The sequence below is a fragment of the Pseudalkalibacillus sp. SCS-8 genome (genome assembly GCF_040126055.1).
Classification (GTDB): domain Bacteria; phylum Bacillota; class Bacilli; order Bacillales; family Fictibacillaceae; genus Pseudalkalibacillus; species Pseudalkalibacillus nanhaiensis.
On sequence record NZ_CP143541.1, the window covers coordinates 2,347,997 to 2,373,864 of the forward strand.

At 42.6% G+C, this 25,868-nt stretch carries 26 protein-coding genes and 6 tRNA genes; 8 read left to right on the forward strand and 24 right to left on the reverse strand.

Features of this window, described 5'->3' with window-relative positions; translation table 11 throughout:
* Positions 1-24: 24 nt before the first annotated feature.
* The 8 genes from V1497_RS12270 to V1497_RS12305 all read right to left on the reverse strand — a co-directional run bounded on the left by V1497_RS12270 (position 25) and on the right by V1497_RS12305 (position 3,100).
* Positions 25-101: transfer RNA gene (locus V1497_RS12270), tRNA-Met, on the reverse strand.
* Positions 102-374: 273 nt separating this feature from the next.
* Positions 375-467: transfer RNA gene (locus tag V1497_RS12275), tRNA-Ser, on the reverse strand.
* 25 nt (positions 468-492) lie between these two features.
* A tRNA-Ile gene (locus V1497_RS12280) sits at positions 493-569 on the reverse strand.
* A 26-nt stretch (positions 570-595) separates the two neighbouring features.
* Positions 596-671, reverse strand: a tRNA-His gene (locus tag V1497_RS12285).
* A 16-nt stretch (positions 672-687) separates the two neighbouring features.
* Positions 688-764: transfer RNA gene (locus V1497_RS12290), tRNA-Met, on the reverse strand.
* A gap of 1 nt (position 765) precedes the next feature.
* A tRNA-Asn gene (locus tag V1497_RS12295) sits at positions 766-840 on the reverse strand.
* 135 nt (positions 841-975) lie between these two features.
* The gene (locus tag V1497_RS12300) at positions 976-1,458 is read right to left on the reverse strand and encodes a DUF456 domain-containing protein (RefSeq protein ID WP_349407833.1); all 483 of its coding nucleotides are present in this window, start codon (positions 1,456-1,458) and stop codon (positions 976-978) included.
* Position 1,459: 1 nt separating this feature from the next.
* The gene (locus V1497_RS12305; RefSeq protein WP_349407834.1) at positions 1,460-3,100 is read right to left on the reverse strand and encodes a Na/Pi cotransporter family protein; all 1,641 of its coding nucleotides are present in this window, start codon (positions 3,098-3,100) and stop codon (positions 1,460-1,462) included.
* A 187-nt stretch (positions 3,101-3,287) separates the two neighbouring features.
* Here V1497_RS12305 and V1497_RS12310 point away from each other — a divergent pair, with 187 nt between their 5' ends.
* Positions 3,288-4,064, forward strand: a complete 777-nt coding sequence (locus tag V1497_RS12310) for a DUF1189 domain-containing protein (protein ID WP_349407835.1) — start codon at positions 3,288-3,290, stop codon at positions 4,062-4,064.
* A 245-nt stretch (positions 4,065-4,309) separates the two neighbouring features.
* Here V1497_RS12310 and V1497_RS12315 read toward each other — a convergent pair whose 3' ends face one another.
* Positions 4,310-5,170: a DUF1002 domain-containing protein gene (locus V1497_RS12315; RefSeq protein ID WP_414703643.1), complete on the reverse strand. Its 861-nt coding sequence runs from the start codon at positions 5,168-5,170 to the stop codon at positions 4,310-4,312.
* Positions 5,171-5,361: 191 nt separating this feature from the next.
* On the opposite strand from V1497_RS12315, the gene V1497_RS12320 reads away from it, so the two are divergent.
* From V1497_RS12320 to V1497_RS12330, 3 genes are all read left to right on the forward strand, one after another.
* Positions 5,362-5,685 (forward strand): hypothetical protein, encoded by a 324-nt coding sequence (locus tag V1497_RS12320; RefSeq protein ID WP_349407837.1) that lies wholly within the window; start codon positions 5,362-5,364, stop codon positions 5,683-5,685.
* Between the two features lie 88 nt (positions 5,686-5,773).
* The gene (ispG, locus tag V1497_RS12325) at positions 5,774-6,886 is read left to right on the forward strand and encodes a flavodoxin-dependent (E)-4-hydroxy-3-methylbut-2-enyl-diphosphate synthase (RefSeq protein ID WP_349407838.1); all 1,113 of its coding nucleotides are present in this window, start codon (positions 5,774-5,776) and stop codon (positions 6,884-6,886) included.
* A gap of 99 nt (positions 6,887-6,985) precedes the next feature.
* Complete coding sequence (locus V1497_RS12330) at positions 6,986-7,537, forward strand: hypothetical protein (RefSeq protein WP_349407839.1); 552 nt, start codon at positions 6,986-6,988, stop codon at positions 7,535-7,537.
* 37 nt (positions 7,538-7,574) lie between these two features.
* Here the strand turns inward: V1497_RS12330 and V1497_RS12335 are convergent, their stop codons facing one another.
* From V1497_RS12335 to V1497_RS12365, 7 genes are all read right to left on the reverse strand, one after another.
* Positions 7,575-7,937, reverse strand: coding sequence for a DUF4190 domain-containing protein (locus V1497_RS12335; RefSeq protein WP_349407840.1), 363 nt, complete (start codon positions 7,935-7,937; stop codon positions 7,575-7,577).
* Positions 7,938-8,075: 138 nt separating this feature from the next.
* On the reverse strand, positions 8,076-8,288 hold the full coding sequence (locus tag V1497_RS12340) for a DUF1540 domain-containing protein (RefSeq protein ID WP_349407841.1): 213 nt from the start codon (positions 8,286-8,288) through the stop codon (positions 8,076-8,078).
* An 89-nt stretch (positions 8,289-8,377) separates the two neighbouring features.
* Positions 8,378-8,782, reverse strand: a complete 405-nt coding sequence (locus tag V1497_RS12345) for a Fur family transcriptional regulator (protein WP_349407842.1) — start codon at positions 8,780-8,782, stop codon at positions 8,378-8,380.
* Positions 8,779-9,636, reverse strand: a complete 858-nt coding sequence (locus V1497_RS12350) for a metal ABC transporter permease (RefSeq protein WP_349407843.1) — start codon at positions 9,634-9,636, stop codon at positions 8,779-8,781. The genes V1497_RS12345 and V1497_RS12350 overlap by 4 nt, the downstream gene beginning before the upstream one ends.
* A 12-nt stretch (positions 9,637-9,648) precedes the next feature.
* Complete coding sequence (locus V1497_RS12355; RefSeq protein WP_349407844.1) at positions 9,649-10,407, reverse strand: metal ABC transporter ATP-binding protein; 759 nt, start codon at positions 10,405-10,407, stop codon at positions 9,649-9,651.
* A gap of 152 nt (positions 10,408-10,559) precedes the next feature.
* Positions 10,560-11,285: a transglycosylase SLT domain-containing protein gene (locus V1497_RS12360; RefSeq protein ID WP_349407845.1), complete on the reverse strand. Its 726-nt coding sequence runs from the start codon at positions 11,283-11,285 to the stop codon at positions 10,560-10,562.
* Between the two features lie 103 nt (positions 11,286-11,388).
* Positions 11,389-12,258: a YitT family protein gene (locus V1497_RS12365; RefSeq protein WP_349407846.1), complete on the reverse strand. Its 870-nt coding sequence runs from the start codon at positions 12,256-12,258 to the stop codon at positions 11,389-11,391.
* 143 nt (positions 12,259-12,401) lie between these two features.
* Here V1497_RS12365 and V1497_RS12370 point away from each other — a divergent pair, with 143 nt between their 5' ends.
* Positions 12,402-13,676, forward strand: a complete 1,275-nt coding sequence (locus V1497_RS12370) for an NCS2 family permease (RefSeq protein WP_349407847.1) — start codon at positions 12,402-12,404, stop codon at positions 13,674-13,676.
* 29 nt (positions 13,677-13,705) lie between these two features.
* Here V1497_RS12370 and V1497_RS12375 read toward each other — a convergent pair whose 3' ends face one another.
* Positions 13,706-15,121: an ATP-binding protein gene (locus V1497_RS12375; RefSeq protein ID WP_349407848.1), complete on the reverse strand. Its 1,416-nt coding sequence runs from the start codon at positions 15,119-15,121 to the stop codon at positions 13,706-13,708.
* A gap of 326 nt (positions 15,122-15,447) precedes the next feature.
* Here V1497_RS12375 and V1497_RS12380 point away from each other — a divergent pair, with 326 nt between their 5' ends.
* Positions 15,448-15,708 carry a DUF2624 family protein gene (locus tag V1497_RS12380; protein WP_349407849.1) on the forward strand — a complete coding sequence of 87 codons (261 nt, stop codon included), beginning with the start codon at positions 15,448-15,450 and terminating at the stop codon, positions 15,706-15,708.
* Positions 15,709-15,779: 71 nt separating this feature from the next.
* Here V1497_RS12380 and V1497_RS12385 read toward each other — a convergent pair whose 3' ends face one another.
* Together V1497_RS12385 and V1497_RS12390 are read right to left on the reverse strand one after the other, a co-directional pair.
* Entirely contained in the window at positions 15,780-16,673 is an 894-nt protein-coding gene (locus tag V1497_RS12385) for a deoxyribonuclease IV (RefSeq protein WP_349407850.1), read from the reverse strand.
* Positions 16,674-16,692: 19 nt separating this feature from the next.
* Positions 16,693-17,964, reverse strand: a complete 1,272-nt coding sequence (locus tag V1497_RS12390) for a DEAD/DEAH box helicase (RefSeq protein WP_349407851.1) — start codon at positions 17,962-17,964, stop codon at positions 16,693-16,695.
* 257 nt (positions 17,965-18,221) lie between these two features.
* Between V1497_RS12390 and vrrA the strand changes: the two genes are divergently transcribed.
* Together vrrA and V1497_RS12400 are read left to right on the forward strand one after the other, a co-directional pair.
* The gene (gene vrrA, locus V1497_RS12395) at positions 18,222-18,851 is read left to right on the forward strand and encodes a VrrA/YqfQ family protein (protein ID WP_349407852.1); all 630 of its coding nucleotides are present in this window, start codon (positions 18,222-18,224) and stop codon (positions 18,849-18,851) included.
* Positions 18,852-18,931: 80 nt separating this feature from the next.
* Positions 18,932-19,879: a 4-hydroxy-3-methylbut-2-enyl diphosphate reductase gene (locus tag V1497_RS12400; protein ID WP_349407853.1), complete on the forward strand. Its 948-nt coding sequence runs from the start codon at positions 18,932-18,934 to the stop codon at positions 19,877-19,879.
* Between the two features lie 377 nt (positions 19,880-20,256).
* Here the strand turns inward: V1497_RS12400 and V1497_RS12405 are convergent, their stop codons facing one another.
* The 5 genes from V1497_RS12405 to V1497_RS12425 all read right to left on the reverse strand — a co-directional run bounded on the left by V1497_RS12405 (position 20,257) and on the right by V1497_RS12425 (position 25,682).
* Positions 20,257-21,381 (reverse strand): Nif3-like dinuclear metal center hexameric protein, encoded by a 1,125-nt coding sequence (locus V1497_RS12405; protein WP_349407854.1) that lies wholly within the window; start codon positions 21,379-21,381, stop codon positions 20,257-20,259.
* Complete coding sequence (locus V1497_RS12410; RefSeq protein ID WP_349407855.1) at positions 21,378-22,070, reverse strand: tRNA (adenine(22)-N(1))-methyltransferase TrmK; 693 nt, start codon at positions 22,068-22,070, stop codon at positions 21,378-21,380. Before V1497_RS12410 ends, V1497_RS12405 begins: the two co-directional genes overlap by 4 nt.
* Before the next feature lie 167 nt (positions 22,071-22,237).
* Positions 22,238-22,615, reverse strand: a complete 378-nt coding sequence (gene cccA / locus V1497_RS12415) for a cytochrome c550 (RefSeq protein WP_349407856.1) — start codon at positions 22,613-22,615, stop codon at positions 22,238-22,240.
* A 184-nt stretch (positions 22,616-22,799) separates the two neighbouring features.
* Positions 22,800-24,440, reverse strand: a complete 1,641-nt coding sequence (locus tag V1497_RS12420; RefSeq protein ID WP_349407857.1) for an AMP-binding protein — start codon at positions 24,438-24,440, stop codon at positions 22,800-22,802.
* A 102-nt stretch (positions 24,441-24,542) separates the two neighbouring features.
* The gene (locus V1497_RS12425) at positions 24,543-25,682 is read right to left on the reverse strand and encodes an acyl-CoA dehydrogenase (protein WP_349407858.1); all 1,140 of its coding nucleotides are present in this window, start codon (positions 25,680-25,682) and stop codon (positions 24,543-24,545) included.
* Positions 25,683-25,868 lie beyond the last annotated feature (186 nt).

Consider the following 25,868-nt stretch of genomic DNA (forward strand, 5'->3'; position numbering starts at 1 on the left):
CAATCTAAGTAGTGAGTTTTAAATTGGTTGCGGGGATAGGATTTGAACCTACGACCTTCGGGTTATGAGCCCGACGAGCTACCAGACTGCTCCACCCCGCGACGATAATAAAGTTTAAGGACGATGTACCTCTTAGTTGCTGAAGATGTACTGTATGTCTTCCGTCCAGATTTCAGAAGGATTAACCAAGTAGTTGCTAAATCTGTACGCTGAAGCTTATGCTTCGTAGCTTATTCCTACGTGCTCCACCCGCGACGATATTAGTTTACGGACGATGTATGTCCTGTATGTTGTTTCCTCTACTAGCTAATGCTGAACGTTGAGAGTTGTTTTAGGACAAATCGATTTCATAAGAATGAACTTAAGTATAAAAATGGAGGAGGTAGAGGGATTCGAACCCCCGCGGGCTGTTACACCCCTGGCGGTTTTCAAGACCGCTCCCTTCAGCCAGACTTGGGTATACCTCCATATGATATCCTTACCTAGGGTAAGTGGTGGACCCTGTAGGACTCGAACCTACGACCAATCGGTTATGAGCCGACTGCTCTGACCAACTGAGCTAAGGGTCCATTATGTATGTGGTGATGTTTCTAAATGGGGCGGCTGATGGGAATTGAACCCACGAATGCCGGAACCACAATCCGGTGCGTTAACCACTTCGCCACAACCGCCATGATATTAAAGAATTGGTAGCGGCGGAGGGGATCGAACCCCCGACCTCACGGGTATGAACCGTACGCTCTAGCCAGCTGAGCTACACCGCCATGGCTCCACAGGCAGGACTCGAACCTGCGACCGATCGGTTAACAGCCGATAGCTCTACCACTGAGCTACTGTGGAATAAATATCATTTTAACGACAAGATTTAGAATAACATCTTTGTCGACAAAAGTCAATCCTGTTTTTGTTGGAAATAAGTAAAGCAAAACAGGGACAAGAAGTAATATACCACGGAATGCCCCTGTATGCAATACTTTATAATACTTTCATCAAGAAGTAGATCACCATACCTGCTTGGATGATGAGCTTCACTGTTGTACCGCCGATAAAGCCCAATAATGATCCGATCCCTACTTTAATCGCTTGCTTGACATCTCCTTTTTGATGGAGGAGTTCCCCGATGATCGCCCCTAAGAATGGTCCGATCAGGATTCCGATTATAGGGATAACAAAAGGGCCGATCAAAAGACCAATCGTACTTCCCCAAATCGCATACTTGCTTCCACCACGTTTTTTGACGCCGTAAAAGTTACTCGCATAATCGGTGACGTATAAAAGGATGACGAGAATCCCTTGGATCATCCAGAAAACCCACGTAAGGGGCTCGAAGCTGAACATCCAGCCGTACACCAGATAGCCTGCAATTAAAAAAAGTGATGAGGGAATGATCGGATAGATCAGTCCCACAAAAGCCAACGCTAATAAAGTCGAAATAAGAATCCAAGCGAAAATGGTCATATTACTCCTCTTCTCCTAATACATATTCAGCGATGTTGACAGCATGGTCACCGATACGTTCTAGGTTACTGATGATATCAACGAAGACGATTCCTGCTGCACCGCTGCACTTCCCTTCATTCAGGCGAAGAATATGCTGCTTGCGTAGTGTTCTTTCCATTTTATCAATGTCATTTTCCATTTTCACGACTTTTCTTGCTTTTTCCTTATCGTTTTCGTCCATTGCATGGAAAGCTTCATCAATTGTTGACATCGTCAGCTCGAACATTTCATTGAGATCGTTAATAGCCGTTTCTGATAGATCGACTTTATGACTCATTTGATATTCGACAAGTTCAACGATATTCTCCATATGATCTCCGATACGTTCAATATCACGGACCGCATCCATCAAGATGGAGTGCTGTTCAGAATCATGAGTAGATAACGTATAGGAAGATAACTGGACAAGGTATTCTGTAATCCTTTGATCCAGATTGTTGATCGCTTCTTCATATTGGGCCGCTTTGTCCGCATTCTTCTTACTCTTCGTATCTAAATATGCGAACGTCTCATGTAATCCTTTTTTCGCATAGTCAGCCATACGCAATACTTCGAGCTTAGCTTGCCCGAGTGCAACAGCTGGTGATTTTTCTAAGAAAATTGGATCCAAATGCTTCGCTTTATATTCAATCTCCACATCGTCCCCTGGTACCATCTTCGTTACAAGATAAGCTAAGAAACCGATGAACGGGAATTGGATCGCTGTATTCGCAAAGTTAAATGAACCATGAGCGAATGCGATTTGCATTTTTTCATTCAAGTTGAATGTATCCGCCAGGAATTCAACATATTCTCTGAACGGTATAAGTAATAACAAGAAGATGATTGTACCCAACAAGTTGAAAATCACGTGGGTCAACGCAGCACGCCTTGCAGCAACACTTGCACCGATTGCTGCCAATACAGCTGTAATTGTCGTACCAATATTATCCCCGAATAATACAGGTAAAGCAGCATCTAAATTGACTGCACCTTGAGCATAGAGTTCTTGGAGGATTCCGATTGTGGCACTCGAACTTTGTACAATTACTGTGAATAGCGTTCCAATGACCACACCTAATAGTGGTGTTTCAGACATGTCAATGGTCAACTGTTGGAATGCTTCTAGGGATCGTAATGGCTTCATTCCTGAACCCATCAAGTCCAATCCATAAAATAGCGCACCGAATCCAAAGAATACCTGTCCGATATACTTGATTCGTTTTGAATTAAAGAAGAATAGCAATAATGCCCCAACTGCTAGAATCGGCAATGCATACTCCTTAATTTCAATCCCGATGATAAATGCTGTGACTGTCGTACCAATATTCGCTCCCATGATGACTCCGATTGCTTGTCTGAGTGTCATGAAACCGGCATTGACCAATCCTACCGTAAGTACTGTCGTTCCTGAACTTGATTGAATCAATATGGTAACGATAATACCTGCAAGAACCCCCATGAACGGGTTCGATGTGAATCGATCAAGGATATTCCTTAGCCGATCACCAGCCGAATTCTGCAGACCATCTCCCATATACTTGATACCAAACAGGAAGATACCGAGTCCGCCGACGAATTCGAATATCATCTTTTGAATGTCTAAATCCAATTCATTCATCCCCTACATTTAATATTCGACATAATTTGCCCCATTCATTATTACGGAACCTCTCATGTTTGTAAAGACTATTAATGTTTTTTAATTTTTTTGTAAATTTTGTTTTTGAAGATAAAGTGCAACTTATTGCTTGTCCCCTCCGTATAGGAAAGATAAAATGAAGCTAGATGATTAAAGGGGGATATTCATGAACATTTTCAAACAGTTCGCCACGAGTCTTTACTCACCTCAACAAATGGCGACCTTCAGATTCCAAAAGATTGGAAAAACGATCGGTTATGTTTTCATCATGATGCTGATTGCTTTCATCTTTATCGGAACAAACATCGGTGTGACGATTTCCGGAATGGCAACCAGTCTCGATAAAGTTTTGAACGAGGACGTACCTGATTTTACATTCAAGGATGGAACGTTGACCTCTGATATGGAAGAACCGATTAAGCGTGAGATTGATGGGGAAACCTTCATATTTGATACGACCAACACTGTCACAAGGGACGACTTGGAGCAATACAACAATGTCATGGCTATTCTTAGTGACAAAACGATTATCATTACCGAAGGGTCCGCCGAAACATTCGATTATATGATGATGAAGGATATGACGTTCAAGAAAAGTGATATTACCGGATTTGTAGAGTCAGCGAATAATCTTCTGCCACTTATCATCACTGTTGTCATCATCGCAGCATACATCTTCATGACAGCACTTAAATTCATAGGTGTGACTGTCCTTGCACTAATCGGACTTATTGTGAAAAATATCATGAAACGGAACCTCTCTTATCGACAGTTGTGGATTTTGTCTGCTTACGCAGTCACTCTTCCGACCATTTTCTTTGCACTATTAGAATCATTGAACATCATGGTTCCAGGTCAATTCCTTTTATATTGGATTGCAGCAATCACGATGCTTTCACTTACTGTCAAGAACGTTCCAGCACCAAAAACAACAGAAGAATAACAACACAGACCCTGACACCTCTATTGGCTCAGGGTCTTTTTTACAATAATTTTGTTATTTTTGGACAGCTTCAGGCGGATGCTTTCCGCGGGCAACGCTTCAGCCTCCTCGACCTCGGTCTGCGGGGTCTTCAGCTGTTGCTTTTCCCGCCGGAGTCGCCGCCTTACGCTTCTGTTTTTTTACCATCAAGAAAAGCAAACAGAATTTACAATAAAAAAGCGAGACCACATAGGTCCCGCTTTCAACTATTTAAATAGGTTTTTCAATGCTTCAATCAGTGCGATGAAGAAGTCCAATATATTTCGGATGAATCCTTTTGTTTCTTCTTTATTCAAAAATTCACTCAGATTGTTCCGAACATTCTCGAGGTTGCTCTTCACCTGATCCCAATCAATGTTGATATCCTTCATTTTATTGAACAAGGATACGAGCCCATTCAGTTCTTCTTCAGTTAACGTAATTCCAATATCATCAGCTACGCGTTTGATAAGTGCTCGTAAGTCTTCTTCTGTTTCAACCGGATTTTCGGCAAGTTCATTCTTGATTTTGGTCATCAATTCAGTGGCTTTATCAGCCCCGATACGATCACCTAATTTGACCGTTTTGACCATTTCTTCGTTGGCAACCTGTTTCTTTTCTTCTGGAATTTCAATATCGGTAGTGACTTCATATGCCTTCAGAATCCCAGTCAAACCAGCTGTTCCGGACACCTCGAACGGTGCAGTTACATAAATATCCGCATCCTTCACTCCTGCAGTTGTCAGGGCATTGGCATACATTTCTTCCGTAACCCAATTGATGTTGTTCGTCTCCACATTCAATCCTGAGTCCTTCTCACCAATTGTAATTTTCGTAGAAGAGATAGCACGGGTTCCGATTTGGGCTTTCGATATATAGTCACCAAGGTAATTATGTTCTTCTTCATTCGTTACAGTGATCGTCTCCACATCAGAAGGGACGTCCATTTCTTTCAAAAGCTCTTGTTTCTGGTTCTCTTTCAAGTCCTCTCCTAATGTCACGATAATATCACCAGGTGCAGCATCTGCGAATGCTACGCCAGGTATCATACAAGCAGCTAGAACGGCTGTCATCATCCATTTTTTCAAATTCATACCCATTCTCCTTTATAAAGAATTCCTTATACCATACGTATTAAATTTGAATTTCTGTAGGTTCTCCCTTTTATTTTACAAGTTGTACCATCATATGACCAATAATTTCAATTTACATCGAATAAACACTTTGGACAAGCATATACATGTACGGACGAATGATTAAAAAATGGAGGCGTTATGACATGAAGAAATTCAGTATCGTTCTTCTTTTCTTCCTCTTATTATACAGCGTTTACTTTGACTTAAAGTTCGGCACACTACCTTCAACGAAGGCAGAAGCTCTCCCTGTACAAGCAGCCTATTCCGAAGAAGAGACTCAGCAAGCGTATAAAGAAATCATTGTCCAACCAGGCGAAACAATGCTCACCATTTTAGAACGGCTGCATAACGGGAATCTCCCTGTATCCATTGAAGTGGCCGTTGCCGACTTCGAAAGGCTGAATGAGGGGATATCCGCTCATAACATCAAAGCAGCACATACTTATCGATTTCCGCATTATCCATAAACACATTTCCTTGCCAAAACCTTCAAATCATTGCTAAAATGAAGTCGTTAACTTAGGAAGCAGACGTCCTTAAAGGAGCGATAAATACATGAGTGAAATTACTCACCGTACGAAAACAAGACCCGTTAAAGTTGGAAACCTGACAATTGGCGGAAACAATGAAGTAGTAGTACAAAGTATGACAACGACTAAAACCCATGATGTAGAAGCGACAGTAGCTGAAATTCTTCGTTTGGAAGAAGCAGGCTGCCAGGTCGTCCGAGTTGCATGTCCGAACATGGAAGATGCTGAGGCGATCGCAGAAATCAAAAAGAGAATAAACATCCCCCTTGTCGTCGATATTCATTTCGATTACAAGCTTGCACTGAAAGCGATTGAGGGCGGTGCCGATAAAATCCGGATCAACCCAGGAAACATTGGTAGAAAAGAAAAAGTAGAAGCAGTCGTTAAAGCAGCGAAAGAAAAAGGAATTCCGATCCGAATCGGTGTTAATGCCGGTTCATTGGAACGAAAAATTCTTGAAAAATACGGATATCCTACTGCAGACGGCATGGTGGAAAGTGCTCTGAACCACATTAAGATTCTAGAGGACTTGGATTTCCACGACATCATCGTTTCGATGAAAGCATCCGATGTCAATCTTGCGGTTGAAGCATACGAGAAAGCTGCGAAAGCATTCGATTACCCGCTACACTTGGGTATTACGGAGTCCGGTACGCTGTTTGCCGGAACCGTAAAAAGTGCTGCAGGTCTTGGTATCATCCTTAACAAAGGAATCGGTAACACGGTCCGTATTTCCTTGAGTGCTGATCCTGTCGAGGAAGTGAAGGTCGCTCGTGAACTGTTGAAAACATTCGGATTAGCATCCAACGCTGCGACACTGATTTCTTGCCCGACATGTGGTCGTATCGAAATTGACTTGATTTCCATTGCGAATGAGGTTGAAGAATATATTTCAAAAATTAAAGCTCCACTTAAAGTTGCGGTACTTGGATGTGCTGTAAACGGTCCCGGAGAAGCCCGTGAAGCCGATATCGGTATCGCAGGCGCTCGTGGCGAAGGCCTTCTTTTCAGACATGGGGAAATCATCCGGAAGATTCCAGAGGACATTATGGTTGATGAGTTGAAAAAAGAAGTCGATAAGCTTGCAGAAGAGTACCATGCAAAAAAAGCGAAAGAAGAAGAGTCTCAGAAAGTATAATGCTTAAGCTGGCCGAAAAAGGCCAGCTTTTTTAATTTTATGAAACGTTTTGCCCACTTCCACGTAAATGTAGTAATCATATGTAAATGGAGTGGTTTTTTGAAACAACTTATCTTTATCGTCAGTTGTATCATGCTTCTTGCGGGGTGCACGATTAGTTCCACTAACGGACTTCCTGAGGACATTAAGGAAGAAATGGAAGAACACGTTGGATTTAATGTATCACTGCCGGAGGACACCGATTATGAAGTAAGCTATGTGGATATCCAATTCCCGCCTGAAGTGAACGGAAAAGCGAACGGGAGCCGACATGTTGCCGATATCGCCTTTAGTGAAAATATCGGCAAAAAGAAAGACCTCCCTTCAACTTCCAACGAAGATCAGAAAGTCCTTTACGGACCTTATGAAGGTGACAGCGTGATTACGTTAACAATAAGCAATATGCCTAATCAAATGTCTGATGCTAAAGAAAAGAAGATCAAACACGTAACCGTCGAATATGCTGAGGCGAACAAAAACGGATCCGATTTCCTTTTCATTTCATTCAACACTGACAAGGGCTCATTCTTCACAACATTCCATTTGAGTGAGGAACTTACTGAAGAGGATGCCTGGAGTTTCATTCAAAAACTCGTCGACCAAAATACGTAGACGAAAAAAGAAGGCAGCTTAGCTGCCTTCTTACAAATTAGAAAAATGGGACGAAAATCAAGCTGACGACGATTGAAACAATCCCCAGTCCGATCGCCCAGTTCCCTAACGAACGTGCTCCTCTTCTTCTTGCAAAGAATCCTACGATGATTCCTGCAGCACCTAACAATACCGGGAGGAAGAACAAGGATAAGACTGACAAGGCAAGCGCAAAGTAACCGACTCCTCTGCCTTCATTCAAGTCATCCGTCTCCTGATCCAACTCCTCCTCATGATTTCCGCGTCTATCATCTACTCGTTCTTGCTCTGGAAGAGGGAGAACCTCTGCGGCTGTTTCTTCCATAAAGTCTGCTTCGTACTCACGATCCTTTCGTTCTTCGCGATCGTATCGATTTTCCATCAGCAATCCCTCTCTTTCATAAAAGTGGAGGAGCCTTCTTATTATTCGTATCTCTTTCTGCTTTCATAATGACAATGATTGTTAAACAAGAGAACAATATAAAAAATCCATCCGTGGTGGATGGATTCCTTCTAGGGATTAATGCTTTGGACGGAACGTATGACAGCATGTTTCAGCGCTGTGCCTTGCCTGATCGCGATGCAATGCTTCTTCAGCAATACTTGAAGTGACAGACATGTCATAATCTTCATTCGCATGCTGATCGATTTCAACCAGGATTGCATCAGCTTGGCAATTGTTCCCTTCGCCCCAATATGTGCAGTTCGCTACATTACATTTAACAGTTGGCATGAAGATCTCCTCCTTAACAAATAGAGTTCCTCATTCCAGTTATTTTCATAACATCTAGTAAAAATTTAGGATTCATCCAACAATTTCCATTAATGACATTCCTGGCAGTATCCATATATTTCGAATTTGTGGTCAGTAATCAGAAAATCCTTTGATTGGATGTCTCTCATAGGACATGCTTCAATGGCATTCGTCTTCCCGCATTGAAGACAAATCATATGATGGTGATGACCGGACGTGGAACAGGAATATCGAAAATGTTTTTCGCCATCTAATTCTGTTTCTTCAAGTATGCCCAGCTCGGTAAATACAGCTAAGTTTCGATAAATGGTATCAAAGCTCAATCCAGGAAAAGATGTTTTCAAATGCTCAAGAACGTCCTTAGCGGTCAAATATCGACGTTCAGCCGAAAAAAGCTCAAGAAACATTTGCCGTTTACGCGTATGCTTATAACCGTTTTCTTTAAGGATATCCAGTGCATCCCTTACATTCATGCCTTTTCCTCCTTATGAGTGAATGAATATCGGTACTTTTTCCATCCAATTACGAAAATAAGGATGAAGGCTGCAAATAACACAATGGTCCCACCTGGAGCCAAATCGAAATAATAGGCGGTAATCAAGCCAGTGATCACAGAGAGCTCTCCAAACAACACAGCAATCCAAATCGCCTGTTTAAAACCATTCGCGATGCGGATGCTCGCCGCTACTGGTAATGTGATCAATGAGGATACCAGTAAAATCCCGACGATTCTCATTGAACCGGCAATAACTAGAGCCACCATAATCATAAATAGGAATTGGATGAACCTAGACCTTATTCCAGCAACTTGAGCTTGATCTTCATCAAAAGAAAGTAAGAATAATTCTTTATAAAAGAGAACAATGGCAAGAAGGACAAAGATCAAAATTCCTAGCACCATCCAAACGTCTGATGTATCAACAGCAATGATGCTTCCGAACAGGTAGTTGAACAAATCTGTATTGAAGCCATTCGCTAATGAGATGAAAACGACACTCAGTCCGATTCCAATCGATAGGATGATGGGAATCGCCAGCTCTTGATAATGTTTATATTCCTTCCTCAACTTTTCAATGAAAATCGAGCCTGTCACAGAAAAAGCCATTCCGAGATAGACTGGATTGAGCATTTTCAGTGCAAGGAATTGTTTACTTAACAACAAGCTCGCTGCAATACCCGCAAGTGTAATATGAGATAGTGCATCAGCAATCAAAGCCTGCCGTCTTACGACGATGAACACGCCAAGTAATGGTGCTAAAAATCCAATCATCAAACCGACGAATACAGCATTCCTTATAAAATCATATTGTAGAAATTCTTCAATCATTAAATCGCACCTCTAGTCATGATGATGGTTCACCGCATGTACGGGATGGCCATAGAAAGAGGATAACTCATGATCCCCCATCGCCTCATATTCATTCGTGTCTCCATGGAAATGCAGTCGCTTGTTCAGGCAAGCAACATGTGTAACCAAGTTGGTGACAGGACCCATATCATGCGTGACAAGAATGAGCGTAATTCCATTTTCCTGGTTCAATTTTTTCAAAAGCTTGTAAAAATCATCAACAGAAGAGGCATCGACGCCAACTGTCGGTTCATCCAGAATCATCAGCTGCGGATCACTGACGAGTGCTCTCGCAATAAAAGCACGTTGTTGCTGACCACCAGACAACTCACCGATATTACGGCTCGCATATTCCTCTAAGCCGACTGTTCGAATCGCTTCACTCACTCTTCTTTTATCGCTTTTTGAGAGAAAACGGAACATGCCGATTTTCCCGAATAGCCCCATTGAGACCACTTCAAACACGGTTGCTGGAAATCCACTATTGAAGCTGTTCGCCTTTTGGGAGACGTACCCGATTTTATGCCATGAGCGGAACTTCTTCATGCTTTCCCCGAACAACTTGATTTCGCCTTGTTGAGGAGGAAGCAAGCCGAGAATCAATTTAATCAACGTCGACTTACCTGAACCATTCGGGCCAAGTAGTGCAAGGAACGATCCCTCTGGAACCTCTAGGTTGATTTTCTCCAGGACTGCTCTGTTTTGATATTGAAATGATACATTGTTAATGGATACGACATTCGATTTCATCGTGATCCCCTTTCAAAAGACAAATATATATAATTAGGAATGATTACGATTTACTTTATTAGTATATCTCAAAATTCGTGATTGTAAAGCTGTCTGTTTTGACCAAAGAAAAAAGAGGCTGACGATGGTCGTGTCAACCTCCGAATGCAGGATCACTTATCTTTCACTGCAATAAGTTCTTGTTTTTCAGCTTTTTCTTGTATTTCTTTCGCATACCAGCTCTTTGCATGCCCTTCTTTCTGGATGTATTGCTCAAGTCCATACATGCCTCGATGGTAAGCTGTCAATGCTTTGTCCCAATCGTCATACTTTGCGTGCAGGTAATCCAGATAGACGATTGAAAGTTGAATGGCATAGTAAGGGTCAAACAATTGTTCTTTCCCCTCATATTTCATTCCTGCCATTTTAGCAATCCATGGAGCGGTATTTTCCATGAACTGAGCCATTCCATAAGCTCGTCCATACTTTGTTTCAGGTCCTACAAGTGTTGGATCGAATTTATTCCCTGTTTCAACCCTAAGCAATTCATAAACGATATAGGGATCGACGTCCTTACGTAAAGATTCCTGAACAAGAAAACGACCCCACTCTTCTTTAAAGCGACCCTCACTCTGCTTTTCAAATTGCTTGGCAAGCTTACGGGCTTCCTTTCTAAGAACGTAGCCACTGGCTTGAGGCTTGTTCCCTTGACTCCTCTGCTTATAAAAAGCAATCATCTGCTGGTAATCCTTTTCAGATTCGAGCATCAGGTTTTCTTCTTTTTGGTCACTAAGCTGCTGTTTCAATTGATGATTTTTTACGAGTGTATAAGAAAATGCAATAAACAGTATTAAGCCAAAAGTCGAAAGTAGATATACGATTTTTTTCAATAAAAACACCTCATTTACATTAGGTATTTTGACACACGTCTTTCATAATAGTCGATTGCTATACCTATTTGCAAGTAAATGAGGTTTTTATACATTATTTTACAGGTGCACCTTAGTGAATCGGTGATTTGAATTTGGCACCCTTTGTTTCCTGTGTATTCATAATCGTAATAAACGCTTGCTTATCAATATCGTATACAATATTTTTCAGCTTCGTCACTTCAAGTCTTGTTATGACAGCATAGATGACTTCCTTCTGGGCATCTGTATAACCACCCTTACCCATCAGCTTGGTCGTACCGCGGCCAAGTCGATCCAAAATTGCACCGGAAATTTCTTCATAATGATCGGATACGATCAAGACGGCTTTGGTTTCATCCAGTCCTTGGATAACGGTATCAATCGTTTTGAAGGCGATATAGTATGTAAGTATCGAATACATTGCCCGTTCGAGACCGAAAACGAAACCTGCCCAACCAAATACGAAGATGTTGAGGAACATGACAATTTCCCCGATTGAAAAAGGGATCTTCTTCGTAATCAGAATTCCGAAAATCTCCGTGCCATCCAACGATCCCCCATGCCGAATCACGAGCCCGACACCTACCCCGAGAACCAGACCTCCAAAAACGGTCGCTAAAATCAATTCATTCGTGAACGGTTCAAAATTATGCAACAACGTTTCAAAGGCTGCGAGGCTCAAAATCCCTACCATTGATGAAATGACGAATGTCTTCCCGATTTGTTTATAACCTGCAAACATGAAAGGAATATTCAAAATGATGACCAATACAGCAAAGTTCAAAGGTGAAAGATAATCAAGAATCAAGGATACCCCGATGATCCCACCATCGATGATCTGGTTTGGAATCAGGAACAACTCGATCGAGGCAGCTGCTAAGGCCGCTCCGAGGATAATCATGATGATACGATAAATCAAATGCCCGAGACTCTCTTTTTTATGTTGTTTAGGTTGTACCATGGGTCACTCCTCATTTTTATTTTATGTACCGATTATATCATGTCGGCTTGAAACTCTTAAAAAATCCGCTATAATAAACAATCGTGGTAGAACTTTTCTGCCATGGGTGGGAGAGGGTTAAAACTAAGAAAGAAAGGTAACTGATGAAACAATTTATTGAAAATTGGTTTCGACTTTCAGCTTTTGGAACGACGATCAAACAAGAAGTGTTAGCGGGTATTACCTCGTTTTTCACGATCAGCTACATCATCATCGTCAATCCATTGATTTTGGCTGATGCAGGCATACCCTATTACGGCGCATTGATGGCAACGATCTTGGTCAGTATCATCTCTTGCCTCTTTATTGGATTATATGCAAACGCTCCTATTATTTTGTCACCTGGCATGGGGGTCAATGCATTTTTCACCTATACAATCGTCGAAGGAATGGGGCTGACATGGCAAGAAGGATTAGGTGCTGTCGTTATGGCCGGTTTCCTCTTCTGTCTGGCTGCCTTCACACCAATCAAGTCCCTCTTATCCAGATCAATTCCAGAGTCATTGAAACATGGGATCACAGTAGGTATTGGATTGTTCCTTGCCTTCATCGGACTTCAAAAAGCAGGCATCGTCGAGAAGAGCCCCGACACGTTTGTGAAGCTTGGAGATCTCAGTGAACCAACAACCTTGTTGGCTCTTGCTGGCTTTCTCATCTGTTTAACCTTTTATGTAAAAAAAATAAAAGGTGGATTCATCCTTTCGGTCCTGCTGATTTCAGTACTAGCCTATTTCCTGAACCTGACACCTGAAGGGAAATCAATGGATGAAAGTGCATCTCTTCTCTTGTTTGAAGCGGACTTAACAAGCTGGATAACGATGGACTTCTGGATCGCCTCATTCTCGCTGGCACTGATCCTCATTGTTGAAAACATGGGACTACTCCACGGGATGCTGCCAAAAGATAGCCAATTCAATCGTTCTTTCCAGTCCAGTGCTTTCTCCAGTGTCTTATCCGGCATGTTCGGAACAAGTCCTACGATCTCCACTGCTGAAAGTGCATCCGGTATTGCAGAAGGTGGACGTACAGGTCTTACTGCTTTGACGGCAGGATTGTTATTCATTCTATCCGTATTCGCCATTCCTGTACTATCTGGCATTCCTGACGCGGCTATCGCACCTATTTTGATTATCATCGGCGGTGTAATGATGCAATCCATTCAGTACATTCCTTTAGAGGATTTCACTGAAAGTTTTCCAGCCTTCATGATCATCGCATTGATTCCATTGACCTATAGTATCGTGGATGGACTGGCCTTCGGATTCATCGTCTACCCGATCATCAAAATGGCGGTCGGTCAATTCAAGCAAGTACCAAGGACGATGTACGTCATGGCTTCGTTATTCATTTTAAATTTCGTATTTCATTTTTACTTTTAATAAATGATACAAAAAGAACAGCTGAGCGGTCAGCTGTTCTTTTCAGTTATAAAGGGGATCGTGAAAAGGATTTGCGTTCCTTTTTCAAGCTCACTCGTGATCTGAAATGTCCCTCCATGGTCCTCTACAATTTTCTTACATAGCGGAATCCCTATCCCGTTCCCTCTCTCCTTTGTCGTAAAGAAAGGCTTCCCTAATTGGTCGAGGACACTCTGTTCCATTCCAGGACCATCGTCTTCAAATAAGATTTCATAATGATCATCCTTCACTACGCCACTCAGCCGGATGAATCTGCTCTCCTGCTGGCGTTCATAGGCCTCTACAGCGTTTCTCAATAGATTCAAGATGATTTGTTTCATCATGGATTCATTCACCATGCTATATTGTTCCGACTCTTCCACATGGTATTCGAAATAAAGATTATGTAACAGACACTCTGATTGAATGATGTGTATCAATGATTTAAGGATAAGGTCAGGCCGCTGCTTCTGCTTATGCATCTTCCTTCTTGAGACAGATAAGAAATCCTCGATGATTTCATTCATCCGTGACAATTCAGAAAGGACCGTATCATAATATTTGCTGAAGTCCTTCGTGACTGCAGAAAGCTGTATGAACCCTTGAATGACTGACAGAGGGTTCCGCAATTCATGGGCAACACCGGCAGCTAGATGAGAGACCGATTCCATCTGTTTTTTATATAACAGAAGATTCTCAAAGCGTTGCTGATGTGACCGGTCATAAAGGACAAACCTGATACTCTGGTCAGATTCGAAATATAACCCTTTGACCTGATACAGGACATCATCTTCATAATAGAACCGCTCGTTTACAATCTTCGAGGCGCGGATTTCTTTTGTCATCTGTTTCATTTGGGATAACAAAGGATGGAGGTCATTTAAGTGGAGAAGATTTTGACCAATTAATTGATTGACGGATTCCAGATCGACAAATAGCTTCATGCGTTCATTGCAGCAATCAATCTCATTGGTCGAAGTGATTGTAAGAATGCCAATTTCCAACTCACGGAACATGAATTTACGGAACTCATGTTCTTTTTCGTAAAGCTTTCGATAGTCCATTTCACTAGAGTGTCCGCTCTGTTTGTTTTCCTTGATCTTTCCTAAAAGGACAATTTCATTTTCAACCGCTTTTCCACGATATTCAATGGCGACCATCTTGTCCATCAGCGGTTGTAGAAACGTTTCAGTACCTGACTGATGTGAAGACAGTTCTTCTATAAATGAATAGACCATCGGCTGATCTTCTTTAAGGAACAAATGATAAAAGTTATCGGAACCCATTTCCAGGATGGTTTCTTTTGCTAACCGATTCGATTCAACAATGGTTCCGTTCGGTTTAATAAGAAGATAGAGATCGTCTGTCAGGTCGTTCATGATATGTTGAAAGGCTGCAAATGTGTTGTCAGATTGACAATATTGCATAGCATGCACCCCTATATCCTTAACATAGTATTTTTATTATACTAAATAAACTTACCAATACCTAGTGCAAGCACCAATAAATCCCTAGACATATATCGTCAAAAAACTACAAATCCGCTACTCTGGCTCCTCTTATATTAAAATGGCTCTGTTAGCTTTTAGCGTTTATCTTTAAAGAAATAAAAGCGGAAGGCGGCGTCTCAAGCGTATCCCCTGGGAAAGCGTCCGCCTAAAGCTGAGCAACTTTCTTTAACAGAGCCTTGAGCATAAACATACAAGCACAGATTCATTCTCTCCTTCATAAAGTATGCAAGAGGAGGGAACGAATGATGAATCCTTTTCTACAACAGATGATCAATCATAAACTTAATACGTTATCTGCAGAAGAATTGATTGCTTTGGCATCGCAGTACAATATTCAACTGACAGATTCGCAAGCCGCCAAAGTCGTCCGTATACTTAGAGAAGAAAAAATCGATGTGGCTAATGCGAAACAGAGGGAGCGGATCCTTAAAAAGATCGAAGCGGTGACCAACCCTCAAGTTGCTCAAACGATCCAGGTCATGTTCCAGTCGATTATACGTTGATTGAGCCCTGTTCGCATGAAAATCAACCGTAAAAAAAGAGGAAAACCATCATGGTTTTCCTCTTTCTTCGTTTATGCTTGCATGATTTTCTCTAACAAAGAGTCATCGAATTGTTTGTTTCGTAGCATGTGGATTTCGTGTTGGTAAGGAGGTTTTTTATTTTTCTTATCTTCTCCGACATAAGGGGTCTCAAGGATTTTCGGTACTTCTTTAAGCTGAGGGTGATGAACAATATAATTCAACGCTTCAAAACCGATCTTTCCGAACCCAATGTTCTCGTGGCGGTCTTTTGCAGCCCCTCGCTCATTCTTACTATCATTGACATGCAGGACTTTCAAACGATCGATCCCAATAATTCTGTCAAACTCATCAAGGACACCATCGAAGTCATTGACCAGGTCATACCCTGCATCGTGGGTATGGCATGTATCAAAACATACTGAGAGCTTTTCGTTATTTGATACGCCATCTATAATCGCTGCAAGCTCTTCAAACGTCCTTCCGCATTCTGATCCTTTTCCTGCCATCGTTTCAAGAGCGATTTGAACATTTTGTTCAGTCGATAATACTTCATTCAAGCCTTCAATGATCTTTTTGATACCCGCTTCTGGGCCTGCACCGACATGGGCACCAGGGTGGAGCACGATTTGTGTCGCACCGATTGCGTCTGTACGCTCGATTTCCGACTGAAGAAAGTCTACCCCTAAACGGAAGGTTTGTGGCTTTGTCGTATTCCCGATATTGATGATGTACGGCGCATGGACAACGATGTCCTCGATACCATTTTCCTTCATATGGGCGATTCCGTTCTCGATGTTCAATTCTTCAATGGCTTTTCGCCTTGTATTCTGAGGAGCACCTGTATAGATCATGAATGTATTAGCACCGTATGATACAGCTTCTTCACTCGCTCCCAATAACATCTTTTTACCACTCATCGACACGTGGGATCCCAATTTCAACATCTCTGATTCCCCCTAAAGTCTATTTGTTTCTCTTTCTGTATTGTTGCTTCTGTTTTTCTTGGAACTTCTTCTTGTAACCAGGCTTTACTTTTTTAGGCTTAGGCATGACGAATTCATTTGGAGAGTTCTTCTTTTTCGGTTTCGGTCTCTGAACATTTACCTCGACCCATTCTTCTCCCTTCAAGTCCTGGTGCTTGAATTGAATGCCTTTCTTTTCAAGTTTCTCGAGACGATCCATTTCATCACGTTCATAGAGAACGGCTGCAATACCACTCATCCCAGCTCGTCCTGTTCGACCGGAACGGTGAATATAGTAATCAAGGTCTGTAGGAATCTGATAATGGATGACATGGCTGATCCCTTTTACGTCAATACCCCGTGCAGCAAGGTCCGTAGCCACAAGATACTGACATTCAGCATCCGCGACTCGTTTCATGACGTTCTTCCTCGTACGAGGCGGAAGGTCGCCATGCAATCGATCGACGTTCATTCCTTCTGCGAGCATCGCATCAGCCACTTCATCAGCGTCTTTTTTCGTATTCGCGAATATGATGGCCAAATAAGGGTTGAACTTCTTGGCGATATCAATCGTCAATTCGATACGGTCACGATGTCTGACAGGAATGGCGATATGTTCGATTTCACCAGGTGCCGCTTCTTCCGGCTTTACATGGACATGCTTCGGGTTGTTCATGTATTTACGAAGGAAAGGCTGAAGATTTTCAGGAATGGTTGCTGAGAAGACCATCATTTGCAATTCATGTGCCATTCTTGCAGCAATCTGATCGACATCTTCAATGAAGCCCATGTCAAGCATCTGATCCGCTTCATCAACGACGAGCATGTCTGCATGGAAAATCGAGAAGTTTTCTTGCACGACCAAGTCTTTTATCCGACCAGGCGTTCCAATAATGACATGAGGCTCATTCTTCAGCTGGTCGACCATTCTTTTCCGGTCTGTTCCACCTACAACTGTTTTCACCTTGATGTCTGATTCACCAATCAATTGAACAGCCACATCATAAACTTGTCTAGCTAGTTCACGTGTTGGTGCTGTGACAACAGCTTGAACCTTCTGTACGTCCGGATTGATTTTTTCAAAAATCGGCAGAAGAAATGCGAGTGTCTTCCCTGAACCCGTTTGGGATTGACCGATCACATCCTGTCCTTTGATGATGCTCGGGATCAATCGCTCTTGAATCTCGGTTGGACGTTCGAATTCCAATTTCCGTATTGCATCAAATAAAAACGGTTTTAATTGAAACCGTTGTTCAAAAACATTTTTATCCATAATTTATCACCTTCAATAGTAATTCCCACAATTCATCCACATTAATGACCTGATGGAAAGAATTTCACAAAAAGAGACGAATCAAAACAACCTCCTTACGTATTATAGAGGAAATTCAATACTAACGCTATGTTTTTTGGGGAGATACCCATTCTTTCAATGGATGGACACCAAATATTGTGCCATCGCATATCTTGTTTATCAGAATAACCACTTTTATGTAAAGTTATTGAGAGTATGATGAAAGGAGCATCTTTATGTACCGTATGCCTCCCGGTTTCGGTCCCCCTGGTATGGGACCCATTTCGCAGTTCGGTCAGATGATGCCTTTTAGAGGGGGATTTCCTGCTGCACGTACAGCTGGATTTTTCAGCCGGTTTCTTTCACCAAACCCTGGTGCAGGTGGCGGGCTCAACCTAATTGGTATGGTTGAAAATATACAAAAAGTAATGAAGATGGCTGATACAGTCAGGCCTCTCGTTCAACAATACGGACCTATGGTCAAGAATTTCCCGTCTATGCTGCAATTGTTGAAGGAATACCAAAGCTATTCTTCAGATTCAGACTCAGATGATGAAACAGACAGTGATAACAAGAAAACACCTGAACAAAAGAAATCGTCTACAACCAGTGGTAAGAAATCAAGCGGTAAAAAGTCTAGTGGCAAGCTATCCAGTGGGAAGTTATCCAGTGGGAAATTATCCAGCGGAAAAACATCCAGCTCAAATCGTAAAAAAGCTGCTTCCAGCAAAAAAGCATCCATTAAAGAAGTAAAAAACACCAAAATCAAAAAACCGGTCAAAAATCAAAAGGTCCCTCACGTCAAACAGGTTCAATCTGTACCGAGTTCTCAAAGAAAGAGTTCGGTTCCGAAGCTCTATATTTAAACAGTCATTCATTTGTCAATTTGATAGGTCCTCCTTTATAATATAGCCATGAGCGCATGTATAAAGGAGGACCTTTTTATATGAAGGTAATGAAGGTTTCACCGCGCGGTTATTGTTATGGCGTTGTTGATGCGATGGTTATTGCACGACAAGCAGCTAGTGATCTAGATATACCAAGACCGATCTACATTCTCGGTATGATCGTTCACAATAAACATGTAACTGATGCATTTGAAGAAGAAGGTATAATTACACTTGATGGCCCTAACCGTCTTGAGATTCTGAAACAAGTAGAGAAAGGAACCGTCATTTTTACAGCACATGGGGTTTCACCCGAGGTTAGACGTGTGGCAAAGGAAAAAGGGTTGCATACGATTGATGCGACATGTCCAGACGTTACAGTCACCCATGACCTGATCAGAGAGAAGAGAGAACAAGGCTACCACGTCGCCTATATCGGTAAAAAAGGCCATCCTGAACCTGAAGGAGCGATGGGGATTGCTCCAGATATCGTTCATTTGATTGAAACAGAAGAAGACGTTAAAAATCTGGACATCAAAGCTGACAAAGTTCTGATTACTAACCAGACAACGATGAGCCAATGGGATGTACAGCATTTAATCAATATGATTCAAGAAAAATATCCACAGGCAGAAGTACACGAAGAGATTTGTAAAGCGACACAAGTACGTCAAGAAGCTGTTGCAGTCCAAGCTGTGGACGCTGACCTCCTCTTGGTTGTTGGAGATCCGCGAAGCAATAATTCAAACCGTCTTGCTCAAGTTTCGTGGGAGATTGCTGGGACTCCTTCTCACCGGATCGCTGATGTCTCCGAAATCAAGCTTGAATGGCTTGAAGGTGTTGAAACCGTTGCTGTAACGGCGGGCGCTTCGACTCCAACGCCGATTACGAAAGAAGTCATCATGTTCCTTGATCAATATGATCCTAACGATGAATCCACGTGGGTAAGGGAACGAAAAGTGAAACTACACAAAATTCTACCGAAAGTAAAAACAGCAAAGAAATAAGCGTGAAAAAACCTAACCGAGGACGGTTAGGTTTTTTTTCATTACCGTATTGTGGTTTTTCTGGTTTGAAAGGAAGGAATGGAGGCTATTCGTTACCATGATTGACATTTTTCCTTTTTATAGGTGCGAATCGTCCTTATTCGTTACCATCATCGGTTGTTTTCCACTTCATAGGGACGAATAAGCCTTATTCGTTACCATCATCGGCTGTTTTCCAACTTCTTAGGGATGAATAAGCCCTATTCGTTACCATCACCGGCTGTTTTCCTACTTCTTAGGGATGAATAAGCCCTATTCGTTACCATCACCGGCAGTTCTCCCCGTCTTAGGGACGAATACTAAAAAAAGGGCACCGATTCTGGTGCCCGTTCCTTTATTTATACAAACTTGAAAGGATCGGTCTGTTCTTTTGAACGGTAAACTTCTGTTTCTGATCCCTTCGCTTTTATCCATTCCGATAAAAGACCTGCCATGCCGTCGATCATCACTTTTTCGATGTTGTGTCCTGGATCGATGACCGCCATTCCTTCCATCCAGGCATCATGAGCAAAGTGGTATTTGATATCGCCTGTGATGAAGACATCCGCTCCCTTCACCAACGCCTTGCTGATGAAGTCATTGCCTTCCCCACCAGAAACAGCGATTTTTTTCACTTTTTTATCAAGGTCGCCAACGACACGTACTCCCTCAAGACTGAATTTCTCTTTCAGTTGTTGCGCAAGCTCTCCGACGGTGATTTCTTCTTCCGGCTTTCCAATCCGTCCAATCCCTAACCTGTTACCAGGGTTATCAAGAACAAGAAGATCATAAGCGACCTCTTCATAAGGGTGTGCTCGATGCATAGCCGCCATGACATCCTTCTCGATACTCATCGGATAGATTGTTTCGATCTTCACTTCATCTACAAATTCCAGCTTTCCTTGTTCACCGATGTGCGGGTCTGTCCCTTCATGTGGAAGGAACGTACCGGTACCAGGAGTATTGAAGGTACAATGGCTGTAATCGCCGATAAAACCGGCTCCGGCCTCGCCAAGGGCCTCACGTACAGCATCTGCGTGACTTTCCGGAACGAAAACGACGAGCTTTTTCAATTTATCCTCTACCGTATCTACGAGTACCTCTGTGTCAGTCATTCCGATCACATCCGCGAGGAGATCGTTCACCCCGCCAGAAGCCACATCTAAATTGGTATGGGCTGCATAAACGGTAATATCATGCTTCATCAGCTTTTGAATCGTACGACCTTGAGAGGTATCAGGATCGATCCTTTTTAACGGTTTGAAAATGAGCGGGTGGTGGGCAAAGATGAAATCCACACCTTCACGTATTGCCTCGTCGATGACAGGTTCAATGACATCAAGTGTGACCATGATCTTTTTCACTCTTTTATTACGTGAACCTACTTGCAATCCGATTGGATCCCAATCCATCGCCATCCACTTCGGTGCCAGCTGATCAATTCGTTGTATGACTTCTTGCGCATGAACATATTGATTACTCACGATATCGCCTCCGTCACAAATTTGATTTTCTTTAAAATGTCTCTTTTCCGCTCTATAATTTCCTCTGACTGAATCGCTTGCTCCAGCTGTTCAGCGATCCTTTCCCAATTGTTCTTTTCCCGTTTCCATTTCTTTTGGAACGTCTCATTCTTTTCTTCCATCAGAAATGGACCTAATAAGCGCTCCGCTTCGCTAAGTTCCATCGGATCGTCGCTACGTACAGCCACCAAAATCTCATAGATCTTTTCATCTTCTTCTAAGATTGATTCGGCCGTAAGCACCCAACCGTTCGCCTCCATCCATTGTCGAATGAATTTCGCTCCCATATTCGGCTGTAAGATGAGCCGATTTACACCTGAAAGACGATCCTTCCCTCGATTTAAGATGTTGCTGATCAATTGTCCGCCCATTCCTGCGATGACGACTACTGAAACCTCATTAGGAGAGATGACTTCCAACCCATCTCCCAGCCGTACCTCGATTCGATCTTCTAAACCCAATGCCTTCACCTGAGATAAGGCTGATTGATACGGTCCTTCATTCACTTCACCGGCGATCGCATGTTGTATGATCCCTTGTTGAACGGAATAACAGGGGAGATAGGCATGGTCAGAGCCTATATCTGCAATTGTAGACCCAGCTGGTATGTATGTGGTCACTTTTTCTAAACGCTTCGAAATGGCTATCATTGAATACTCACCTATTCTCTTACATTTTCACTTGTTAGTTTCACCATCAGTATAAACTTGTAATCTGGATGGATGAAATAAAAAGGGGCTTGTCCAAACGATGGCCAGGTTCTCCAACACGATGTCGGAGCCAGACATTCAGCTCGGATCAGCCCACTTCTTCTCTATTAATGACTCTCTTCTTTCTTCTCGCCTTCTCCGCCTTCTTCGCCACCGCCTACTAAGTATTCAGCGACTTTTTGAGCTTCTTCAATGCTCAGGCCTTGAGCAGGCATTTGTCCTTTACCATTCTGGATGATATCAACAATCTCATCTGCTTTATACTTTGAACCGACATCTGTTAAGCCAGGTCCGACTCCGCCCTCAAGATTCTGTCCATGACAGGACACACATGATTGTTGGACGATTTCTTCTCCAGACTTCGTTTCTCCTCCGCCGGCTGCTTTTTCTTTAGCTTCATGAACGCCTACTGCAGACATAACAAGCATGATTGCAATACCGAGGACAGCAGTTATGGCGAATGGAATCAATGGATTTCTTTTCATCTCTCATCCTCCTTTTGATGCAGTTTAAGTCTGTTGTTATTGTTTCCTACCTATGTAATAGTAAACAAGCCATTTTCTATTTTACTTGAAAATCAATAGGAAGGAAAGTCTTAACTAAGGAGTCGATACGATTGTCATGATTTGGACACGATTCCCCCGCCATAATCAGGCTTATATTAAGCAATCAGACGATTTTTGTCTCTTCTTCCTTCCATTTGACGGCAAGCTCTCTTAATTTATACTTTTGAATTTTTCCGGATGCTGTCATCGGATATTCATCCACTATGAAAATGTATTCTGGTATTTTATGATGGGCAATCTTCCCTTCGCAATAGGAACGGATCTCCTCTGTCGTCAATGATTCTCCTTCTTTCAGCTGGACACACGCCGCTACTCTTTCACCGTACTTTTCGTCAGGGACGCCGATGACTTGGACATCAAGGATGGATGGATTCGTATATAAAAACTCTTCAATTTCTCTTGGATAGACATTTTCTCCGCCACGGATGATCATGTCCTTCAAACGCCCTGTAATTTTCACGTATCCTTCCTCATCCAATGTTGCCAAATCACCTGTATGAAGCCATCCTTCTGCATCGATGGCCTTTGCTGTCGCCTCTGGCATGTTGTAATAGCCTTTCATGACAAGATAACCTTTCGTACATAGCTCCCCCTGTGTTCCATTCGGTACTTCTTCATTGGTTACCGGATCCACAATCTTCACGTCGGCTATCGGATGCTTCTTCCCGACCGTTTCAACCCGTCTCTCAATTGGATCATCAGGCCTCGTTTGTGTAATGACCGGAGAGGACTCCGTCTGACCGTAGGCGATCGTGATTTCCTCCATCCCCATCAAGTTGATAACCTTCTTCATGACTTCAATTGGACAAGGGGAGCCTGCCATGATTCCTGTTCTCAGGGTAGAAAGGTCATAATCGTCGAAGGATTCCAGATTCAATTCTGAGATAAACATGGTCGGTACACCATGTAAGCCTGTACACTTCTCCTTTTCTACTGTCTGGAGAACCAGCTCTGGATCGAATTGGACAGTTGGAACCATGGTTGCCCCAACAGACACACATGCAAGTGTTCCCAACACACAGCCAAAACAGTGGAAGAACGGTACAGGTATGCAAAGCCGATCCTCATGGGTTAGATTCATCGCATTCGCAACCTGGTAGGCATTATTGACAATATTATTATGGGTTAACATGACCCCTTTAGGGAAGCCTGTCGTACCGCTTGTGTACTGCATATTGATAACGTCATCCACATCAAGTTCGTTTTCCCGTTGGACTAGTTCTTCATCCGAAATCGATTCACTCTGTTTTAAGAATGCTTCCCAAGGCAGAAGCCCTTCCGTATTGTGTTCTTCCATGAATACGAGCTGTTTGAGCTTAGGCAAAGCCTCAGATGTCACTTTCCCATCTTCCCCGGTAGGACCGATGATCGACTTCAGAATGTCGATATAGGAGGTCTCTCTGAATTTGTCCATTAAGAACAGCGTGGTCGTATCGGATTGCTTCAGCAGATATTCAAGCTCACTTTTTTGATAATTCGTATTCACCGTAACAAGCACGGCTCCGATCCTCGCTGATCCGAATTGAAGCAGCAACCATTCAAAACGGTTTGTCGACCAAGCCGCTACATGCTCCCCTTTCTTTATTCCTAAGGCGAGCATCGCTTTTGCAACTTTTCCAGTCAACTCGTAAAAAGATTTGTATGTATGTCGTATCTCTTCTTTACTATAGACGACTGCTTCATGATCAGGCAGCTTCTCGGCTTTTTCCTTTAATAATTGACCAATGGTTTGATTTAAATACACGACATAGCACCTCCGGATTTTATTGAAATATCTAAATTATCTGAATATAGCTTATAAAAGTAAAGGGGATTGAGCGCTCAATCCCCTTTTGTCCATCACGATTTAACAACCGATTTCCCTTGCAATGACCATACGCTGTACTTCAGACGTACCTTCTCCGATTTCTAGGAGCCTGCCGTCACGATAGAACCGCTCAACATGGTAATCCTTCATATATCCGTATCCACCATGAATCTGGATTGCTTGATCACAAACTTCCATACAAATTTCAGAAGCATATAGCTTTGCCATGGAAGCTTCTTTCGCAAACTTACGCCCTTGGTCCTTCAACCAGGCTGCTTTATAGACCTGAGTCCTAGCAAGCTCGATTTTCATCGCCATGTCCGCTAATTTGAATTGTGTTGCTTGGAATTTCGATAGCGGCTGACCGAATTGCTTTCTTTCTTGAGCATAGGCGAGTGCTTTTTCATAGGCTGCTTGTGCGATCCCTACTCCCATTGCACCGATACCGATTCTTCCTCCATCAAGCGTAGCCAAGAATTGTCTGAATCCGTATCCTCTCTTACCTAGCATATTCTCTTCAGGGACCCTGACATCTTCCATAATGAGTTCTGTCGTGTTTGAAGAGTTCAATCCAAGCTTCTCATAATTGTCAATCACCTTGAATCCAGGTGCATCTGTGTTCACAATGAAGGCGGTGATCTCTTTTTTATCTCCATCACGGTCTGTTACAGCCGTCAGTGCCAAATGCTTCGCATAGCTCGCATTGGTAATGAAACATTTGCTGCCGTTTATGACCCACTCATCCCCATCTTTTACCGCAGTCGTCTCCGTTCCTCCTGCATCTGAGCCAGCGTTCGGTTCCGTGAGACCAAAAGCACCCATGGACTCTCCAGTACATATCGGTGTTAGATATTTTTGTTTTTGCTCTTCCGTCCCGAACATGTGTAGCGGAGCGCCACCTAATGATATATGGGCTGAATACGTAATACCTGCAGACCCACAAGCGCGGCTCAATTCTTCAACAACGATTGCGAAGCTGACAGCATCAGCACCTCCCCCACCATATTCTTCTGGGAATGGAAGCCCCATCATTCCTAGTTCACCAAGCTTCTTGTAAATCTCTAAAGGAAACCGTTTTTCTTTGTCCCGTTGTTCCGCCCCAGGGGCTACTTCTTCCTCAGCAAATTCCCGGATCATCTTCCAAATCATTTTCTGTTCATCAGTTAAATCAAAATTCATTTACTCCACTCCTGACTGTTGTTGATTATCTCTGTATACGCTTACATCAATTATACGTATAAAAGAGATAATTTTTCAACAGTTAAAAAAAGTGCGAAAATATAATCAGTTTTATGTAAATAAGGTGGAAATGTCCTAAATTTTTCCGATGGGCGTTTGCAAATGAGTCAGAAAATAAGTAAAATA

Bases quoted from the DNA above. Each gene is read 5' to 3' on its own strand.
- V1497_RS12300 (WP_349407833.1), bottom strand. From the start codon at position 1,458: ATGACCATTTTCGCTTGGATTCTTATTTCGACTTTATTAGCGTTGGCT.
- V1497_RS12305 (WP_349407834.1), bottom strand. From the start codon at position 3,100: ATGAATGAATTGGATTTAGACATTCAAAAGATGATATTCGAATTCGTC.
- V1497_RS12310 (WP_349407835.1), top strand. From the start codon at position 3,288: ATGAACATTTTCAAACAGTTCGCCACGAGTCTTTACTCACCTCAACAA.
- V1497_RS12320 (WP_349407837.1), top strand. From the start codon at position 5,362: ATGAAGAAATTCAGTATCGTTCTTCTTTTCTTCCTCTTATTATACAGC.
- ispG (WP_349407838.1), top strand. From the start codon at position 5,774: ATGAGTGAAATTACTCACCGTACGAAAACAAGACCCGTTAAAGTTGGA.
- V1497_RS12335 (WP_349407840.1), bottom strand. From the start codon at position 7,937: ATGGAAAATCGATACGATCGCGAAGAACGAAAGGATCGTGAGTACGAA.
- V1497_RS12340 (WP_349407841.1), bottom strand. From the start codon at position 8,288: ATGCCAACTGTTAAATGTAATGTAGCGAACTGCACATATTGGGGCGAA.
- V1497_RS12345 (WP_349407842.1), bottom strand. From the start codon at position 8,782: ATGAATGTAAGGGATGCACTGGATATCCTTAAAGAAAACGGTTATAAG.
- V1497_RS12350 (WP_349407843.1), bottom strand. From the start codon at position 9,636: ATGATTGAAGAATTTCTACAATATGATTTTATAAGGAATGCTGTATTC.
- V1497_RS12355 (WP_349407844.1), bottom strand. From the start codon at position 10,407: ATGAAATCGAATGTCGTATCCATTAACAATGTATCATTTCAATATCAA.
- V1497_RS12365 (WP_349407846.1), bottom strand. From the start codon at position 12,258: ATGGTACAACCTAAACAACATAAAAAAGAGAGTCTCGGGCATTTGATT.
- V1497_RS12370 (WP_349407847.1), top strand. From the start codon at position 12,402: ATGAAACAATTTATTGAAAATTGGTTTCGACTTTCAGCTTTTGGAACG.
- V1497_RS12375 (WP_349407848.1), bottom strand. From the start codon at position 15,121: ATGCAATATTGTCAATCTGACAACACATTTGCAGCCTTTCAACATATC.
- V1497_RS12380 (WP_349407849.1), top strand. From the start codon at position 15,448: ATGATGAATCCTTTTCTACAACAGATGATCAATCATAAACTTAATACG.
- V1497_RS12385 (WP_349407850.1), bottom strand. From the start codon at position 16,673: ATGTTGAAATTGGGATCCCACGTGTCGATGAGTGGTAAAAAGATGTTA.
- V1497_RS12390 (WP_349407851.1), bottom strand. From the start codon at position 17,964: ATGGATAAAAATGTTTTTGAACAACGGTTTCAATTAAAACCGTTTTTA.
- vrrA (WP_349407852.1), top strand. From the start codon at position 18,222: ATGTACCGTATGCCTCCCGGTTTCGGTCCCCCTGGTATGGGACCCATT.
- V1497_RS12400 (WP_349407853.1), top strand. From the start codon at position 18,932: ATGAAGGTAATGAAGGTTTCACCGCGCGGTTATTGTTATGGCGTTGTT.
- V1497_RS12410 (WP_349407855.1), bottom strand. From the start codon at position 22,070: ATGATAGCCATTTCGAAGCGTTTAGAAAAAGTGACCACATACATACCA.
- cccA (WP_349407856.1), bottom strand. From the start codon at position 22,615: ATGAAAAGAAATCCATTGATTCCATTCGCCATAACTGCTGTCCTCGGT.
- V1497_RS12425 (WP_349407858.1), bottom strand. From the start codon at position 25,682: ATGAATTTTGATTTAACTGATGAACAGAAAATGATTTGGAAGATGATC.